The following is a 19,626-nucleotide window of genomic DNA, read 5'->3' on the forward strand; positions in this document are numbered from 1 at the left end:
TTAAAATAACTGTTTCCAGTTCTGTTGTGCAGTTTGTTCCAAAGATTTCAACCATGCATCTGACTGTTCTTCTTGACGGAGTAGAATCAGATCCTTCTCTTCGTCTTTTGGTAAGATGCTCAACTCTAACTGAGTTGAAAGCAATGGAATTGAACAAGCCCATTGTGCTTTCACCGTCAAAGGAATCGATGCGATATGGTTGACCCATGTCGATACAAAACCGTTGACCAATCGCCAAGGGTTGATACACGCTTGTCCATCCAACATTTTCACTGCAATTGTCTTGAGACTACTCGCACTATGCTGGTTGCTCTGCTCGATTGCCGTCGCTTTTACTTGAATCGCCATATCTTGATTACGGCTACTTGCAAAGCGTAACTGCGCCCAATCCCATGTACTAATATCAATCCACTGCTGAGTTGAGCTAATCGTGATGTAGTTTGTTCCATCCGTCACGACCGTACCTTGACTAAAGCCTGTCAGTTCTAATTTCATTCGCTCAGAACCATCGAGATCATTACTGCGTGCGGCAATAATTGGTAAATACGTAGTCTGGCCGACAACAGCATAGACTTGGTTCGCAGTTGAAGTATAGGTTTCAACTAAACGAATATCATTGATAAAGGCACTACGACCACTCAGATTTCCTTCAAGCTGCAAACGAATGGTACGGTCACATCCATTACCCGCAAAGCTAATTTGATACTCCTGCCAGTTCAATGCGGTTTGTCCACTCGCTGCGTCAAACACAGCGATCTGTTGTCCGTCGACATATACCCCGACACGCCCCATATTTGCAGTTTGGCTTAACAAGCCTGCCATATTAAAACTTAAGGTATAAGTCGTCCCGTTGACCGTATTTACCTGACGTTCAATCGCGGTTTGCTGATACAGCGTATCCTTGCCATCATTCAAACGAATCCATGCATTTGAACCTGTGCCTTGTAGGCTTATATTTTGATTCGCAGCATTCTTCATTTGATCGCCAGAGTGCCATACTTCAAAAGCATCGAGTTTAAGTAACTGGTCTTTTTGAGTCGTCCAACCATCTAAACTCCAGCCATACACCACTGACGGGTTTTTATTGAGAATGGCATTATAAACACCTCCCCATTCAGTATGGAAAATCTCACGGCTCGTTAAAGCATTTTGCGATTGATGAGTTTCTAAACTTGGCGCATCTGCAACAGCTTCGATATATACCGTTAACTCATGAATCGCTGACGCAACACTTGCATTAGATTTTTCAATACTGCTTGCCACCACTTGCAACTTCAGTTCACCGCTAAAGTCTTTAGGTGGCGTGAACTGTAGCGTGTTGAGATTCCAAGTGCTGATATCAGCAACCGTATGTTGATCGGTCACCACAAACTGGTGTGAACCATCTGTTAACTTACTGCCTAATGGCATGCCTGCAATCGCAAGTTTAAGCTGTTCTGAACCATCTTTGTCCTGCAACTGAGCTGAGATACTAGACAACTGCATTGCCAAATCTTCTTTGCCCCGATTCAGTGGCTTATTGGTCGAAAGTACAATGTTATCAATCATCGCACCTCGTCCACTTAAATGTGTCAATGGTGCATCAATACGAATTTGGATATTTTGCAGTTTACCCGTACCCACAAAACTAAATTGGATATTTTGCCAATTCAGTTGATCATTCGGACTGGTATTGGCATAAGTTGCAATACGTTTACCATCAACATAAATACCAATTTGGGTAAAGCATTCGCTAAAGCCTAAACGCCCTGCATAATCGAAACTGAGATTATAGCTACGCCCGAATTCAGTTTGTACATTACGCGCAATCCCCAAGGTTTGAGCTTGGAACAAGCCTGCATCATTGAGCTCTAACCAGCTATTACCATTACCAGCTTTTGCTTGAACTGTTTTAAGCTGACCATACGCATTCTCCATGCGGTCGCCATTGCCCCAGATTTCAAAACCATCTGTACCAAATAGGTTACAATCCAGCCCCTTAAGTAATGTCCAACCCTCAAACATATTCTGTTCGATCAGGGTTGAAGTCAGGTCTGGGTTTACTGCGGTTTCCCAACTGGTCTGGAACAGAACTTCTTGATTAGTAGTCGAACCAATATTTAGAATCGGTTGATCTGCAACAGCCTCAATTTCAATATTCAACCAGGTCATCGCACTATAAAGCTGTCCATCAAAAGCTTTATAACCAACTTGTGCATAAATTGCTTTTTGATTACCAATACCCGCTATTGCACGATCACTGGCCTCATTCAAACTCGGCACAAAACGAATATGCCCAGCATTAAAATCGGCTTGATTGAAACGTGTGCCTACACTCACTAACTCCCACTGGTCATGGATAAACTGTTGTAATAAACCAGTTTGAGGGAGAGCGCTAATTTCTATGCTTAAGACATCGCCATCTGTATCGAGCACAGCAAAATCAGACCATTTTAAAATCAGGACTTGATCTTCTAAACCTTGAACAGTTTGAGCGTTTGCAGTTGGGGCATCATTTACAGAGTTAACCGTAATAGCAACCACAACCGTCTGAGATTCAAGCTCACCATCCGTTACATAGTAACTAAAGCTGTCTGCACCAAAGTAGTTGGCATTCGGTACATATTGATATTGTCCATTTGCTAATGGTTTCAACTGACCATTGAGAGGTTGTGAAACTAGTACAGGCGTTAAGACATCATGCTCCACATCTTGAGCTGTTGAAAGAAGATCTATCGTTACCGCTCTATCTTCATTCGTCACTATCTGTTGTGCAAACAATGTCGGTGCATCATTTACTGCATTTACAGTAATCGATACGATTACAACCTGCGAGTTTAGCGCATGATCAGTCACATAATAGCTAAAGCTATCCGTACCGTAATAATTTGCATGTGGCATATATTGATAATGTCCATCCGCCAATCGCACCAGTTGTCCATGAACAGGCTCAGTCACAATTACGGCATTTAATACATCACCTTCTATATCCTGTGCTGTCGCCAGTAAATCAATGAAGACCGCAGTATCTTCGTCTGTGATCAGCGTTTGTGCTTGTAGCATCGGAGCATCATTCACAGCTTTGATATGAATCGTCACGCTGACCGCTTGTGAATCCAGTTTTCCATCTGTGACATAGTAGCTGAAGCTGTCTGTACCAAAGTAATTGGCATTTGGTACGTATTGATAACGTCCATCCGCCAATTGTTCTAAACGTCCATATAGCGGCTGTAGCGTTATATGCGCGCCAAGCACATCACCATCTGCATCATAAGCACTTGCCAATGGATCAAAGATCACCGCTTGATCTTCATCGATCTCTATATCTTGTGTATTTAATACAGGTGCCGTATTTGATGCCAAAACATGAATACTAAAGGTATAAGGTTGGGAAGAATCTGTACCATCGCTGAGTATAACCGTAAATGTGTCATCACCAACAAAATCCTTATCAACCAAATAGACATAATGACCTGTCGCAGCATCATAACTAATTGTGCCGTATTGTGGCTGTTGGGTGATTTGCACTGTAACTGGATTGCTTTCGACATCTTTAACGTAGCTATCAAAATCTAAGACCAGTGGTTCACCTGCAATAATTTCCCAATTTGGTTGTTGGCTAAAAATCGGTGCATCATTTACTGGGTTGATATCAAATTGTACAGTCGCAACTTTAGACTGCTGCCCATCGACAGTGACAAAGTAGTAGCTAAATTGATCCGCACCAAAATAGTTGGCATGCGGTACATAGCTAAATTCACCATTGGCAAGCAAGACCAGCTCACCATGTTGCGGTGCAGCCACGAGCACCAAGTTTTCAATTGATTTACCAATCAGTAAGTCATTATCCAACACATTGCCCGTGAGGATTGTATCTTCATCAAACTGGTAGTGATCATTCATTGCCAATGCTTCAGCAACTAAACGGATATTGCTAAGCGTGACTGAACTATCTGCTGTACCAAAGCCAAGTAAATCAAAAGATAATAGAACTTCTCTGCCAGCTAAAGCTTGGTCTAGGTTGATAAAGAATGTTTGACTGCCATCACTGTTGATAACTCGCTCAATCCCTTGTGCCAAATAGTTTTGACCATTGGCTTGCAGGTTAAAGAGTGCATCTGATTGACTCAGATCCTTCACTTTAAATAGTGCTTCACCTGTTTTTGCATCAAGCAGCGCAACCTCAAATGCATCATCTGGACCATTGTTATAGTCTGTTAGATGCTGATCTTTTACCGTAAATGTAAGGACTCGATCTTGTGCCCCGAGTTTAAAGGCTTGGGATAGATTGGTGTGTTGAGTACTGCTTTCTTTAAGTTGTAAGTCTTGCCCTGAAACTTTAATTTCACCTTGAGTAAACCAACTTCCACTGACTTGATTACCAGCGACCACTTCCGCAAATTGATCATTTAACAAGTTCGGTGTTTGCCATGCATAGCTTGGCGTTTGATATTTTTCTTGGTCATAAGTCTGGCCTGCTAACCATGCCAAGTATTTAGCATCATTGCTATTTGGTAAACGGCGTTCACCCTCCCCAATTACCAAAGTCATTACATCATTGGCTTCACGATGACTTACTCCTAACACGTTACCAATCTCATGGATCAATACTGTTAGCAAGTCAATCTTGTTATCAGCTTCACTGCCTAATTTTGCATCAAAACTGTAACTGTTTGAACCTAAATCAAACTCTTCATTTAGACTTGGTGTTTTATCTACAAACCATCCCCAGCCTGCAGCATTTGGAGAAACAGTGATTTTAGTACCTTCCGTAATTGCTAAAGCATTATCAGTCAGTGTATCTAACTTAATACTAATTTTATCTAAATCAGAGTGTGAAGCTCCTGCATCTAACCAATATTTTTTTGCTAAATCAATTGTATTTTTTAAGTCAACCAAATTAGTAATGACCGCTGAACTATCCGTTAAAATATCATTGGAACTATTAGCAATCATTTGATATTTAGTATGATATTCAACATGATCAGGTCCAACGAATTGAATAGCCGAATCAGCCCCTTTATAAAACTCATCAGCTAAAGTTCTAAACATTTCTTCCATACGACTTAAATCATCACCAAATCGTATAATTTGATTTTTAATATTTTTTGCCTCAAGAATATTAAAAGCATCTATAAATTGTTGATAATTACCTTTTGCAATTTGATCAACTACATTTTCTTTAAAGAATTTTAGTTGATCAGCATGTTCAAATTTATAAACTACTTTTGCAGGCACATTACTTCCATTGAGTTTATAATTTTGAGCTACTACCGCTAGATCTTTATACCAATCCTTTGAAAACTCAAATATCTTATTGTAATATTGATAATATTGATAATTATTACCTTTCAACCCTTGTTCAAGAGCATTATTAGTTCCAAAAAACTTACCATAATCAGCTTTAACATCTACAAACTCGATTTGCAATAATTTCCCAGAATTATCATAAATAGGAACTAATGCTTCATATTTTCTAACTGGAGCTTGGTTTTGCAATATCTTAGCATTTTTACCCAACACAGCAACATATTCAATTTGAGTATTAGTCTTTGTAATAGAATAGCTATTCGTCTTAATTTCAGCAATTAAACCACTAGAATTAGGATTAAACTTCACCTGAACCCCCATTATCCCACCATTCTCATAAATATGGTTATACAAAGGTGTGTCTTGGAGGTATTTTATAAAAGATTTTTGTAAAGCTGTATCTTTAAATCCATTTTCAGAATTTGAAGAAAGACCACTAAAAATAGCAGGATCTTTTTGTGGCACCATATAAATATCTTTTGCCAAATCTTTAAATTTATTTATATTCAAATTTGAATTTGGATTTATATACATATCACTTAAATGCTTAGCAACGCTATCGCCTTCGTTAACAACTTGATACTCAAGTTCAAAACTTTTACCTGCTTTAGCATCATCAATCATTTGTTTAATAGTAGAACTAACTTTTTCTGCCGATCCCAATTTAGTATTATGTACCCAAACTCCTTCTTCACCAACAAAATAAGTGTGAAAGTCATCGACTTCTATATTATAAACATAATTAAAATAAGGCTTACCAACTCCACCAGCTATTCCATAATCAAACAACTCCCTATATTTAGCAATCAGATCTTTATCTTTATCTTTATCTAACAATAAGTAATCTAATTTTTCTTTATCACTAACAACATTTGAATCAAAGTAGTTTTCGATAAAGTGACTTAATTCCGAATCATCATTTTTATCTAATAAAACAATTCTTGGATAACCATTAGAAAAATCAACCAGCTCATAACCATAGTTAATTTCATTATTATATTTCCATTCATTTGTTTTAGGGATGATTGCCAAACCCTCAATTCCAGAATCCCATAAATTAAAACCCATACCTTCAATAGATTTTAAACCACTTTCATGATTATATCTCCCAACGTCAGAAACATCATGATTAGGTAAATGTATTAGATATTCGATAGTATCTCTTTCATCTATTTGCTTTGCAGGTACCCAACCACGATTCTTGACCCAGAATGGATGTTCTTCTGTACATAAGATATTACTAAACTTAAGTGGAGACATAACTGGATGTTTTATATCAGACTTGAAAGTATGTATGACCTGTTTATATTCTGTTGAACCTATACCACTTTCATGTCTTGATAAAACCCAATCACCAACTTTAAGTTGCTCAATTGGCACTAAACCTTTATTTGTATGTACTAAAGTTCCAGCAACAAAACATGCTTTATAGCTCATTCTTTCTCGTAATTTTGCTGCATCAAATAAGTCATCAATAATAGCTTTATGTAACTCACTACCAGCTAACTGGTCTGCCCTTTTCCCATTCTTAAGTATTATTTTTTCATTCACATATTTAGCCAATAACCTATCTATGTCTAACAAAGGATAATCGCTATTAAGCCTTGCAATGACACTCGTATCTAAAATACTTTGTCTTAATAATGTAATAAAATCATTATGAAGTTTTACAGCTTGAGCTAACTGACCATAAGTATTGAGACTTTCGTCAATTGCTTCTTTAAGCAAAGGTCCATTTTTTTCCGCAAATAATGCTGCTTCTAAAGAATCTTGTTTTCCTTGACCTGGAACTTTTATTTCAATTTTACTTTTCGATAGTGTAAAGATCGTACCATCACTATTACGAAGGATTTGTGCACCTGTAGTATCAGCAATTGGATTATTTGCGAATTTTGGAGAAATCTTCTGCGCCTGAGACATTACAATTTGTATTGGATAAGGACTAGACACTGTTGGTATCTTCAGAAGTACTTTACCGCCCAGTACTGTCGAATTTAGCCAATGATATCCTATAGCTCCTATAGCTATACCACCGCCTATAGCTGTGTTTAAAGCTAATGACGTCAATGAGAAATCACTTAAATCAAACTTCTTCCCCAGTTTTCCATCAGTAATTTCATATATATTATCTTCACCATTCATATTCATAAGTTGATAAGAAACATCAAAACCGGCGCCTCCAGCAGCACCTCCCAAGAACCCAGTACCAAGCCTCTTAACTGCCGCACCAGCAATACCACCACCAATTAAATAACTTGCAACTGTTGTACCTATTATATTGTTCCTTGTTGCTGCATACTGCTCCCAATTAATTTCACCTTTATTTAGTTTATTTTGTGCCTCACCAATTCTTGTAAAACTGTTAAAAGTAAGTAAATCAACTCCGTCATAATAAAGCGTTTTTAAAGCGTATTTTGCTGCATTCCATTTACTTGTTTTTCCATTAGCAATATCCTGATCTATAGATTCATCATCTATACCCAACCATTGAGTAGTACTATTATTAGGATTCAACTGACCTTTTAAACGCTCTTCTTCCGCTTTCTTATCTTCAATAGCCTTCGCCATATCAGAATATACGCTATAGTCAATATTTGGATTTAGTGTTAAATGAATAAAACCAGAAGGTAAAGTATATGTTCCTATACCATAGATCCATCCAAAGTCATCATTCTTACCATAACCACTATATTTCAATGGGGTTGCTTCGGGAATTTGCTCAAGCTTATTGGTATCGATTTCTGTACTGCCTTTTGGAGGCCTACGATCAAAGGGTAATCTTAGATTTTGCCCTTTAGGGAAAATCTGACTATGGGCTATAGCTGCTGTAACAATACTACTCGCATCCCAAACTAGAAGATGCTGAGACATTCTCCAAACAAAATTACCCACATATTCATCAATCCAAACACGTCCAAATAGTTTTCCATCCTGATTGATATATAAGCTTTCAATCATGCCACCATTAATTGGTGTCGTTGTTCCCAGATACTCAAACTTACCTAATTTATCAAATGGGTCTCGAATAACTGCAAGTTTAGCCCCCATTTGCTTACCCACACCATAACCATCATCAAAATTCCAATGTGGATCTTGTGACTGATCAAAAGCATCCGCGACAATAGCATATTCAACATCTTTTTTTAGCTCATTGTCATATACTAGAACCAGTACATGCCCTGAAGCCGACTGTAGATTTAGCTGTAAGCGTTGCTTCAACCAATTTGGATTCTGATTATTTATATTTGGGGTCATTTTTACAGAATTAACATCAATTTCACCTGTAAGTTGACCATCTGAATTAGTTTTTAATTTTACTAACATTAGACCACCATTATGGTCTTCGATATTAGAAATTAAGAACTCTCCATTTCCGGTCCCACTAGTAATATATCTTGGTGAACGACCTTGATAGTTTTCAAGCTTATTTTTATCTAAAATCGCAATATATTTCTTATCTAGGACTCCATCATCATTTATACGCGTTAAATCTAAGAAATAAACATTTCCAACCTCTGCACTTATAGCTCTGCCGAAAACTCTACTTTGATTTGGTGCAGTAATGGCTAAATATGTACCATTATTAACAACCATATCATAAAGACCTTTGTTGGTTGTTGCACCGAAATCAATAACCTGCTGTTTAAGCAAAAACTCAGTACTATACGGATTGATATCTATTCTGAATAAACGACTATGACCATTATCTGTCCCTCTTTCTGTAACAAATAACCAATCCCCATGAACAAGCAGACCACTTATATCATTAACACCCTTAACTTTAATTGTATATACAATATCATTTACAAGCATATCGACCACATAAATCTGGGCATCATCTGTAGCAACAAAAGCGAGCATTCCATCTTTACTAAAAGCTATTTGATCAGAATACCCACCCCACATTGCTATTTTTTCTCCTTTTTCATTTTTAGTAATTTTTTTGACTACCTCTAATGAATTATCGATAGCTTTTTCATTTGGTTTTTCTGGATTACTATTTATTTGATCTTTTCCTTTAAAGATATTAATTGCATCTAATTCTGTAACTAAAATATTATTTGTACCGACTGTCCAAGCCTGAATTGGAACGCTCTGCACAGGAATACCTTGTTCTTTATTACCATTTTGCCCAGAAACTTTTGCAACTCGCTGGATATAAATCATATGCTGTGATAACGCAACATGTTCAGGTAGTGTGATTTCCATTGATTGATTATTAAAAATTCCATTAACCTGTGCTTTGAATCCTTGCCAAATCAATCCACGATCAGCTAGCGCATTTTCATTTTGAATATCAGATAAAACCTCACCTCTAGGAACTAAATAAACACTCACATCAAAATTATTCGGATTCTGATTATATGGAATAAAATATGCCCCCATCACCTTTAGCTTACGAGTAGTAGGATCATACTCATAACCAGAAATCATCGGTGTACCATTTGTAATATCTATATCTTCTGGCATTGGGAACGTTGTGGAAATTTTTGCAGGCGCTAAAGATTCTTTTGGTATATCTGCTTTATAAGATCCTAGAATTGTATAGTTAATTGCCTGTAATGGATAAGCTTGTGTAGCAAACACGCCTAATGCTGATATGGCCATAATTGGACTAGGCGCCATGGCTATCATGGCCTGCTGCACCCAAAAAGCATCCCAACGTATTGCTGCACCTGAAACTTTCACTTCACCTGTTTCAGCATTAAATTCGCTTTTTGTTACAACATAGGAGCCATGATAGTTCACACCTGAATATGGTGGACTTGAGGTTCTAGCAACGCCATCGTTACCAATATATCCATTATCAACAAGCCACCATGTGTCATGTTCAATACCATCAATATCCTTAATCGTACCTTTGCGCCAGAACATTACTTCCATCCCTGCGGAAAGATGCTCTAATTCGCCTGTTTTAGGATTTTTAACTTGATTAGGTACTTTAATCGCAAGTTGTAAAGGTAATTTTGCCTCCTCATCGCCAACATTAATATCAAACGCAGCCAAAGAAGTTAAAACATCAGGTGCAGGCAATGGCATACCCACATCATCCAATGATCTAGCCTTGATCGAAACTTCAGTACCTTCTTTTACAGCACCTGGCGCAACCATTAAGATATTGCCCTGCTCATCTTGAACTACTGCACCTTTCTTGGCATCTACTACCGCAGAACCAATTTCAGGCTGTTGGATAATCAGGCTAAAGGTATATTGATGACCTTTATTGATCACAGTAACTTGTGCAATACCTGTTGCTTTTGCATGAATCAGACCATCAACACTAATTTCTGCAATACTGCTGTCGCTGATATAGTATTTAGTACCAGCAGAAGCCGCTGAAACCTTATTTCCATCAACATCGGTCACTTTAAGTTGACGCTCACCATTGAGTGGCAAGGTTACTGCTTTTGGATAAACATCCACTTCAAAGCCATTATCATCCAGCTCTGGTTCATCACCATATAAACTGACTGAAATTGCATTCACCCCTTCAATACCACGAGCAGATACATGAATTGTTGCAATACCAGCTTTCTTGGTCGTGATATTACCTTGCGCATCTACAGTGAGCACATTCGGGTTATCACTGACAAACTGCAAATAATCAGCCGTTAAGATAACGCCACTTTCATCTTCAAAGTCACCTTTGACTTGTAAGGTTGCACCATTACCCAACGCCAATGCCACCAAACGTTCGACATGAATTAAAACTAACTTGGCATCACTCACATAGATTTTCAGTTCAATTGGCTGACCTTTGCTATAACCATCATCTGCTTGTAGTGTTACTGTCGCATAACCTGAGAAGCCTGCTTCTGGTTTAAAGCTAAGATTCTTACCATTTGGTGAAAGTTGAGCAATACCATGTGTATTACCTAGAATATTCCAATAAACCGTATCACCCTCACGATCAACTGCAATCTGCTCCAATGCACCGCTCACCGATAAATCTGTATGCGTTTTTAAAGCTTGTTTGCCCTGTTCGACCACATTGACTGGGGCTTGGTTTGATTTCCAACCATAGTTGGCATAGAGAACTTGTAAATCGGTATTATTGACAACGCCATCACCATTTAAATCAAATTGCTGTTGTCCTGCTTGTGCTTGTTGCCACAACGCACTATCTAAGCCATCGACATAGCCATCACGATTTAAATCACCCACTATAGATAAACGAACCGCAACTGAACCTGTTCCTTTTACAGCCAACTGCTTAAAGCCTGCCGAAGTGATTCGAACCAAGGTAATGGTACGATCACCATGTCGCTGTTGCGACACAATGTTTGTATCTGCAACACCAATGTCTTGAACATTACCTTGTGTTTCTATTGCCACTAACACAGCACCAGTAGCACCCATTGCTTTAATGGTAGATGCCAATTCTGACTCACGAATCGCAAAGTCAAAATACTGTGTTTGACTGGTCAACTCACCCTGCCATTGCGGCAAAGATTGGTTTTGGTTGAGCCAATCTACACTTGCACCCAAATAAGCTGTGGCTTTTTCCAGACGGACTTCACCTGTAGATGAGTAACTATAGCGTTGAACCACTTCACCTGTAATGAGGTTACGAACCAACTCGAGCTGATTCGATTGATTATATTTATAGACTAAGCTGATCGCCTTCGCTTGTGCATCTAGACCAATCACTTGGCTGACACGCCCTTGGCTATCACGTTTAAACTCAATGCTTTGTGAGCTTTGACCACCGACCAATACGATATTGTTTTGGCTTACCAACCATTGTTCACCATTAGTGAATGTAACAGACAATACTTTGCCAGTTTGATCCAGTACATAACGCGTACCATTTGGTGCAGTTAAGCTGAAATAGCTTGGTGCCCATGCGAGTCCTGTCGTTTCGTTATATAAGCTTTGCCCTTGTTGAACAAGCGTATCTGTATGTAAGTCAAATGCTGTATGTGCGGTTAAACGCCAGCCTTGGTCATTACTAAATTGTGGGGTGAGTTGACGAATACCAGTACTTGCCCCATTTACATATTGGGTCTGTAAATTCAAGCTAAAGCTTAGATATTGCGTTTGTATTGCATGGGCACCTGTCATTACTTGCGGAATTTGCAGCCAGACTTTTGCTCCAGTTTGCCATGCTGCAACGCCGCCCACACTATTGGTCAACCGTTGATTATGTGTCAACTGAGTATCAAATAATGCACTGCTCCAGTTAGAGAAATCACCCTGTACGCCTGTTGTAATTGAACGAACTAAATCAAGTGTTTGTGACCCAATCTGTAACGTTGCATCCACATGACTGGCTTGATTCAATTGTTTTGCACTGCTGCTAATTTCAATATTGGCATAAAGTTCTTCAACACGACCAACAAGGTCCCACGCTGTCAAACGTAACTGATAAACACCATTCGCAAGTAATGCTGGATTTAAAGCAAAAATATTGAGGTTTTGATTAGTTTGTACTGCTTTAAGTGCAATCTCTTGTAGGCTCTGCCATTGTAATGTTCCAGTGCTGTTACGCGCTATTTCTAGCTTATAGCCCATCAACTGCTGTTCTTTGATAAACGCCATCAGCTCAGTCGTGCTTTCAATCACAATCGGTGCTGTAGTGATTGCAGCACCACTCAGCTGGCCTTGCCATGTTAAAACAGGCGCGACGTTATCCGATGGATCTTTGACTCGGATTGTTTCAGTTCGTTGCTGACTAAATCCATCAATATCAATAGTTGTCGCCCGAATTTCAATCAATCCTGGTTGCTGTCCAGTCAGTTTCATACGACCGGTCGAATCTAAAGTGACTGCCTGCCATAGATCCGTACCTAATGCACTACCACGTACTTCAATCACAGTATTCGCAATGGCACTGAAGCTATCTGCTCGTACCGTTGCTGTCACAATTTGTCCTGCAACAACAGGAATGGCTGGTGTCGTTTCGATATGTAGGTCAGGTTGATATGCTTTTTGCTCTGCAACAACGTTGAAGGTTATTGCTTGGCGGACCGTATCATAACCATCTGAAATACGTGCATAGAATACAAATTTTCCAACTTGACCCGCACTTGGTGTCCATGACAAACGCCCTGAAGTCGCATCATAGTAAGCACCTTGCGGTAACTGTTCAAAACTGACCGTAAGCGCTTGGGTTTGTACTGTACCATCTACATCTGAAACATAGATATTACGTTTGTCGCTTAGGCTATTTTGAGCAGCTTTCAGCACATCTAATTGGAACGCTTGGCCGACCAATAGTGTTCGATTACTGCTCTGAATGGTCGGTGCTTTATTAATATCCAATACACGGACTTGAACCGTTTTAAGTACTGAAAGCTGACCATCGCTCACCATAAAAGTAAGATCAAACGCTTTCTGATCGCTTAAAGCATTATTTACCGTGTCTTGTGCAGGTGTCCATTCAACATAGCCTGTGGTTGCATCGACATAGATGCCCGCTGGTGTATTCGCATCATGTACTAACTGATAACGTAACGCATCATTATCGCCATCTTGGGCCAATAAATTAAATGAAAGGGTTTCACCTTCATATACCAGTTGTAATGGTACGCTGGTAAATACAGGCTGTTGATTCACATTGGCAACTTGGATTTGAATATTACGATTGAGCTGCGCACTCCCATCCGTCACGCGAACACTAAAGTTATATTGACCTAATTGTGTTGTCCCTAAACTGCTTTGTGCAGCAAACATCGATGGCAACCACTTAAATACAAGCTGGCTTTGACCATTCCCTAGTGCTTGCGTTGTAACATTGACCCCTCGAGGTAAGGCACTAAAGGACCAATACAATTGATCTAAGTCTGCATCCTTGACCGTCATCGTCCATGTCAACTGCTGACCTTCTTGGGCCTTCAGAATAATTTGATCAGCTTGCTGTTCTACGCTACCACCTTGTTGTACCTGAACATCAAGCAATTCTGGTGCAAGATTATTTGCACGCACGACAATACGAATATCTTGTGCTACTACATTCGGTACAGCAACAAAGCCTTCAGGCACGGCATAGCCTAAATCTTTAGGTGGTAAGCCCAGATCAGAGACTTGAACACTTAAATCATATTGGCCAATTTGGCTCGCAGTAGGAGTCCAAACAATTTCAGCATAACCATAAGTGGTACTTTGCAGAAGTTGAGCACCTGCAGGTAGACCCTGCACGATATAGTTCAGGGTATCTTGATCTAAATCAATTACTGCGACTGGAATACGAATTTGTTGCCCAACCACGGCGACATTTCGTGTCGGCACACTGAGGCTAGGTGCTTCGCTATAACTTCTTACCGTCACAACAAAACTCTTACGCTCAATCTGAACTTGATTAATATCACCATCGCCATTGTCTTTTGCGGTTACGGTAATGGTGTAATCACCACGATGTCCAGCTTGAGGTGCAAAACGAATCACCCCTTTAACATGACTACCAGACTGGACTTGGGTATAGGTTGCAAAGTTTGGTAAGCCTTCAATTTGTAATTCAATTGGATTACCGTCTTTATCCGTTGCAGAGACAGGAATCTCAATGACAGCACCTTTATCCACAATCACACTTTCAAGTGCACCGATCTCTGGAGTACGGTTTGCATTGAGCACATTAATGCTAAAGGTACGCTCTGTCGACAGTACTTGACCTGTTCCATTGCCATCATCTGTTGCAATGACCTTCACCTTATAAATACCCGCCTGTTGATAGGTCGGATTCCAGTAAATTTCCAAGGTTTCAGGATCAAATGTCGCACCTTCAGGTAAACCTGTCACTTGATATGTGACCGAGGCAGGCACATCAGACATCTGAACAGCCTGGCTTTGAGGGTGTGATTTAAACGCGGGTTCAAAGCCTGGGTTATCCGGGTCAAATGCAAAAACACTTAAACGGAGACTTGCCCCCTCCAATACCGTCCATGTCGAGCTAGATTCGAACTGTGGCGCAGCATTGGCATTGTTTACCACCAATGTAAGTGTTTGAGTTGCAACAGTCCGTACAGGAATGCCCCCATTAGTTGGGGTATAAGTTGCCACTAAACGAATTGGGATCTCATAGTTACCCGCCTGAGCATAACCTGGGGTCCATTCTAACCATCCGGTTTCTTTATTCAGGATAGCGCCACTTGGTAACCACTCTGCACTATAGCTTAGTTTGATTTCCTGTCCAGAATACTGCATCAGTCCATGAGGTAGATTACCTGCCAGTTGTAAACTAAAACGTTCACCTTCCCGTAATTGCTGTGCTGCCACAGGCAAGAGCACTGGTTTTTCATATCCTTGCTTGACCGTAATATTAAACTGGTAACGACTTTCATGTTTGGCATCTGAAACGACCAACTCAATATTTTCATAATAACCCGCTTGGTCAAACGCAGGTGTCCATGTCAACTTCCCAGTTGCAACGTCGAATTCAGCACCCGCTGGTAAATTACGTACCGTCATGCTCAAACGATCGCTGTCTTCATCCGTAGCTAACAATTGTTGGCTCAGGCTTTGACCTTCTGTTAAAACAATATCTCTGATTGCAGCAATAACAGGGACATGATTTGCCCCATCAACCTGAAGCTTGAGACGTTTAAGCGCAACGCCCCCTCGACTGTCGACAACTTTCAACAAGATCTCACTATCTACTCGATCTTGAGTTGTTGCTGTCCAACGAAGTTGCGCATGTGCTTGATAACCTTGATCAGAAGGTTGTCCCGTTGTGGTTGCATCAATACTGACACCTTGAGGTGCCTCAACAATGCTCCAATAGAACTGATTACCATCTTGATCAATCGCAGTTAAATCTAAAGTCCAGCTTTCATTCACTTTAGCCTTAAGCTTCGTCTCATCAAAGTGAATCACTGGCGGTTGATTATCATAAGGAAGTGCATAAATCTGATGTGCTAAATCAAATTTTAATAAACGTGCAGCATCTTTAGACACGGTTAAGTCTTCTGCTTTCACCACAGAGACCGTGATACCCGTTAAACTTTCACCAGCTTTTAAACTGCCGCCATGTGCTTGTAAATAACCACTAATATCCAATAACCACAATTCACTCTGTAGTCCTTGACCTTGTGTTGCCGAAACAATGCCACCATTAAAGTAGTGACCCGGATCAAGCAACAATAATAATGGGCCTTGGATACTATCCTGACCAATATTGGTCAGTTTCACATCATAACTGACCGTACCATTGAGACGATCGGCACGCGTTTTTTCAAATTCAATGTGAACAAATGCGCTGTAATCGGTGACTGTCGTAAATGCTGCGGTATAGACACCCTCAAGACGAGTCTGTTTCGCACTTTGTAGGTTCGATGAGACCTCAAGTCGCCATTGACCTGCTGCAATATTTGGTAAAGTCAAAGTCACGCTGTTGGTTGCTTTATCCCATTGCACAGATTCAGGCAGCAGAACTTGATTTATATTTTTACCCATTCCAACAATACGATAGTTCGCTGGATTCAATACACTTGCAACGTCTGTACTATCATTTCCATTGTTGCCCAACCACATCGCCTGATCAAAGCTTAAAGTTGCATGACTCAACGGAAGAGGTAAATATGCTCCATCCTGAATTGAGCTAGCAATCACCGTTGGTGCTTTAATCAGTGCAATCTCGTCAATACGATTGGTTTGTGCCACCAAAATTCGCTGATCATGAGTGATAATAATGGACTCGCCGCGTGAACCACCTTGCGCCAGTTGAATAGCCTGACGTTTGGCTAAGCTGATCATCCAAACAGCAGCATTGTCTTGCTTGAGCAGTGATTTGCTACTACTGGTGAATTGTTGACTGTTATTGGCCGAAGCAAATAATAAGCCTTCAAATGCGGTGCCCTTTTGTCCAAACACCAAACTATCAATTAAACCATTGAGCGTGTATTCAATCTCAGCCCGCCCTTTAGTTTTACCTGTCAGCGGTAGACTAATGATATCGGTCTTACCAATATGAGAAAGAATATTCGAACTTGTCCAACGTACAGCCCATAAGCGGCCATCTGGTGCAAAACTTAAATCAGAGACCAAGGCATTAGAGAAGTGCGTCCATTGCTGTCCTACTGGCGCATGAAGATCAAAAATCTCAATCCCATTTCCAGATGAAACATAGAGTCGATCTGTTTCTGGCTCAACAGCTAAAGCATGGGTTAATGGCTCATTCGCAGGACCTTTAATACGCTCAATAATCTGACCAGTCGAGTAATCCAGTAACCAAAGCTCTTGACCCGTCAACACCCATAATTGTCCTTTTGAATCGATCGCCATATCCATAATCGGCTGATCAAAGGTATAAAGTGGTTTTTGTTGTGTACCGCCGTCTGTTGCATAAATAAACAGTTGATTACGATACTGACCAGCACTCACCAGAATGCGCTGGTCTGGCAACTCGACCATGGCCATTGCGCCGACTTCACCTTGACTCGCATTAAAACCACTTGCAAAAGCATTGAGACTAAACGGCGATAAAATTGAGTTTAAGTCTGTACTTTGATTTTTATCAATTTGACCCGTTAAACCTTTTTGCGCTTCGACAAAAATAGCGTTATTTAAATAACTTCGATCTGGTGTTGCTTGAGGTATTTGTGTTGTTTGCTGTAGAGATTCATTGCTACCTATTTCGGTCAATAATTGCTGTCTAGAACCATCGTCAGGTAAAACTGAATTGGTTACTTTAGCGACCTCTTGATTTCCTGCAATATCCGTTGCCACTGCCAAGAACTCATATTGAACACCCGGCTTTCCAATAAACAGCAACTCACCTTTCGCTTGCACCAGTTGCTTTTGCCAGATTTTGAAATCACCGCCATTTTCAGCAACATAAAGGGTGACATGTTTGATACCACTGCTATCGTCTTGTGCAGACCACTGTACTTGGTAATGAACTTGGCTCGCATCTGTACTTTGCTGTGAAACAACTTGTAGCGTTGTTACTGGACGTTGATTATCTAAAACATATAATGAGGTTTGGCTATCTACAGGTGGGGTATTATTGAGGTAAATACGCGCCTTTGTCTCAATATCTTCATTCGACTTCGCGGTTTCAATCGACTGAATGGTATACCCAACAAAACCTTTACTATTTCCATCCAATTTTAATAAACGGTGTAAGTTTTGAGTTGAAAGCTCGCCCGTATTTGGATCAATGGCTTGAATCAACCAAGTAACAACGCGATTTTCTGCATCAATACCTGCACTTACACGCAAGATAAAACCAAGACTGCCAGTGAAATCAAAATCACTGCTAAAACTGCTTCGATTTTCTGGAACATGAATATTGATATCCCCAATCTTCATATCCGTTAAACGGAGTGTATATGGGTCCAGTTGTTCATCAATTGCCGTCACTAGACGAATTTGATGCAATGATTGTTCAGCAGTATTTTGGAAGCTGATCTTAAATGGTAATGCAGTTTCACTCGGAACATAGCTTTTACCATCGGTATGCGGCATCACGGTTGGACCTTGTACATGTACAGCATCCGTATTTACAGCCGCAATTTGCTCTAGATATTGCGTTAAGGCAAGTGCCTGTGCCCCAATAGGATTAAAGTCTTCATCCAATAAGCCCAAATGACGTAAATATTCGAGTTGTGATTTACCACCTGCAAAAATATTAAAATTAATGAAGTGTTTATTGTTTTCACTATTTAAAATCAGATCTTCTGGCTTAATATTCTTAGGCACTGGACTTAATGCAAAACCACCATCTTCACCTGTGCGTACTTCATAATACTCAATTTGTGCTTTAAGCGCCTCCGGATTACCCGCCCATTTCGAGGTATCACCATACCATTTTTGCATTTGCTCAAAGAATGACAAGACACTTGCTTTAGTTTGATAATTTTCGCCCGCTTTGGCCAACAGAATCCCTGTTGCTAAGTTTGCGGTGAGGCTCAGAACCTGAACGCTCTCTCGAATTGCGGGTGCCTGATTTTCAGGACGTAATAATCCGCCTTCTTCTAAGGCGGCAAGCCAACCTTGCACCCATTGTGTTTCATCCGCAGCCAAGGCTTTCAAACTCACATTGGCAGACGTGTCTTTTAAAATCGCATCACGCATTTTTAATGCATGTTTGATTTGATCCTGAATAAATTCAGCACGTGTAATTGGTGTGGCGGCAGCGGCAATATTAAAGCGGAAATCTAGGGCTAAAAGCTCGTTTTTGGTTAAACGCTCTTCTGGATCCAAGAAGCGAGTCGCTAAACCAGCTGCAATTTTATTGAGATCATAGACCCCATTGTTCAGCAAACCTTGTGCTTTCCAATCAGGATGGATCATATAGAGTTGTTCACGCAACCCTTCAAAATCCATATTGATCCATTCTTTTAAACCTGGGTAGGTTTTGATATTAAAAGTAAAACCAGTAAACCCAGAGGCATTGAC

1 protein-coding gene (only partly in view) is annotated in these 19,626 nt (G+C 40.0%); it reads right to left on the reverse strand.

The window, feature by feature from the left end; translation table 11 throughout:
- Positions 1 to 19,626: the 3' portion of a tandem-95 repeat protein gene (locus F993_RS20410; RefSeq protein ID WP_004655081.1), read on the reverse strand. Its footprint extends 18,930 nt past the window's final position; the window shows 19,626 of its 38,556 coding nt (coding positions 18,931–38,556); the start codon falls outside the window, past its right edge; the stop codon is at positions 1 to 3.

It is taken from the genome of Acinetobacter proteolyticus (genome assembly GCF_000367945.1).
In the GTDB taxonomy this organism is placed as follows: domain Bacteria; phylum Pseudomonadota; class Gammaproteobacteria; order Pseudomonadales; family Moraxellaceae; genus Acinetobacter; species Acinetobacter proteolyticus.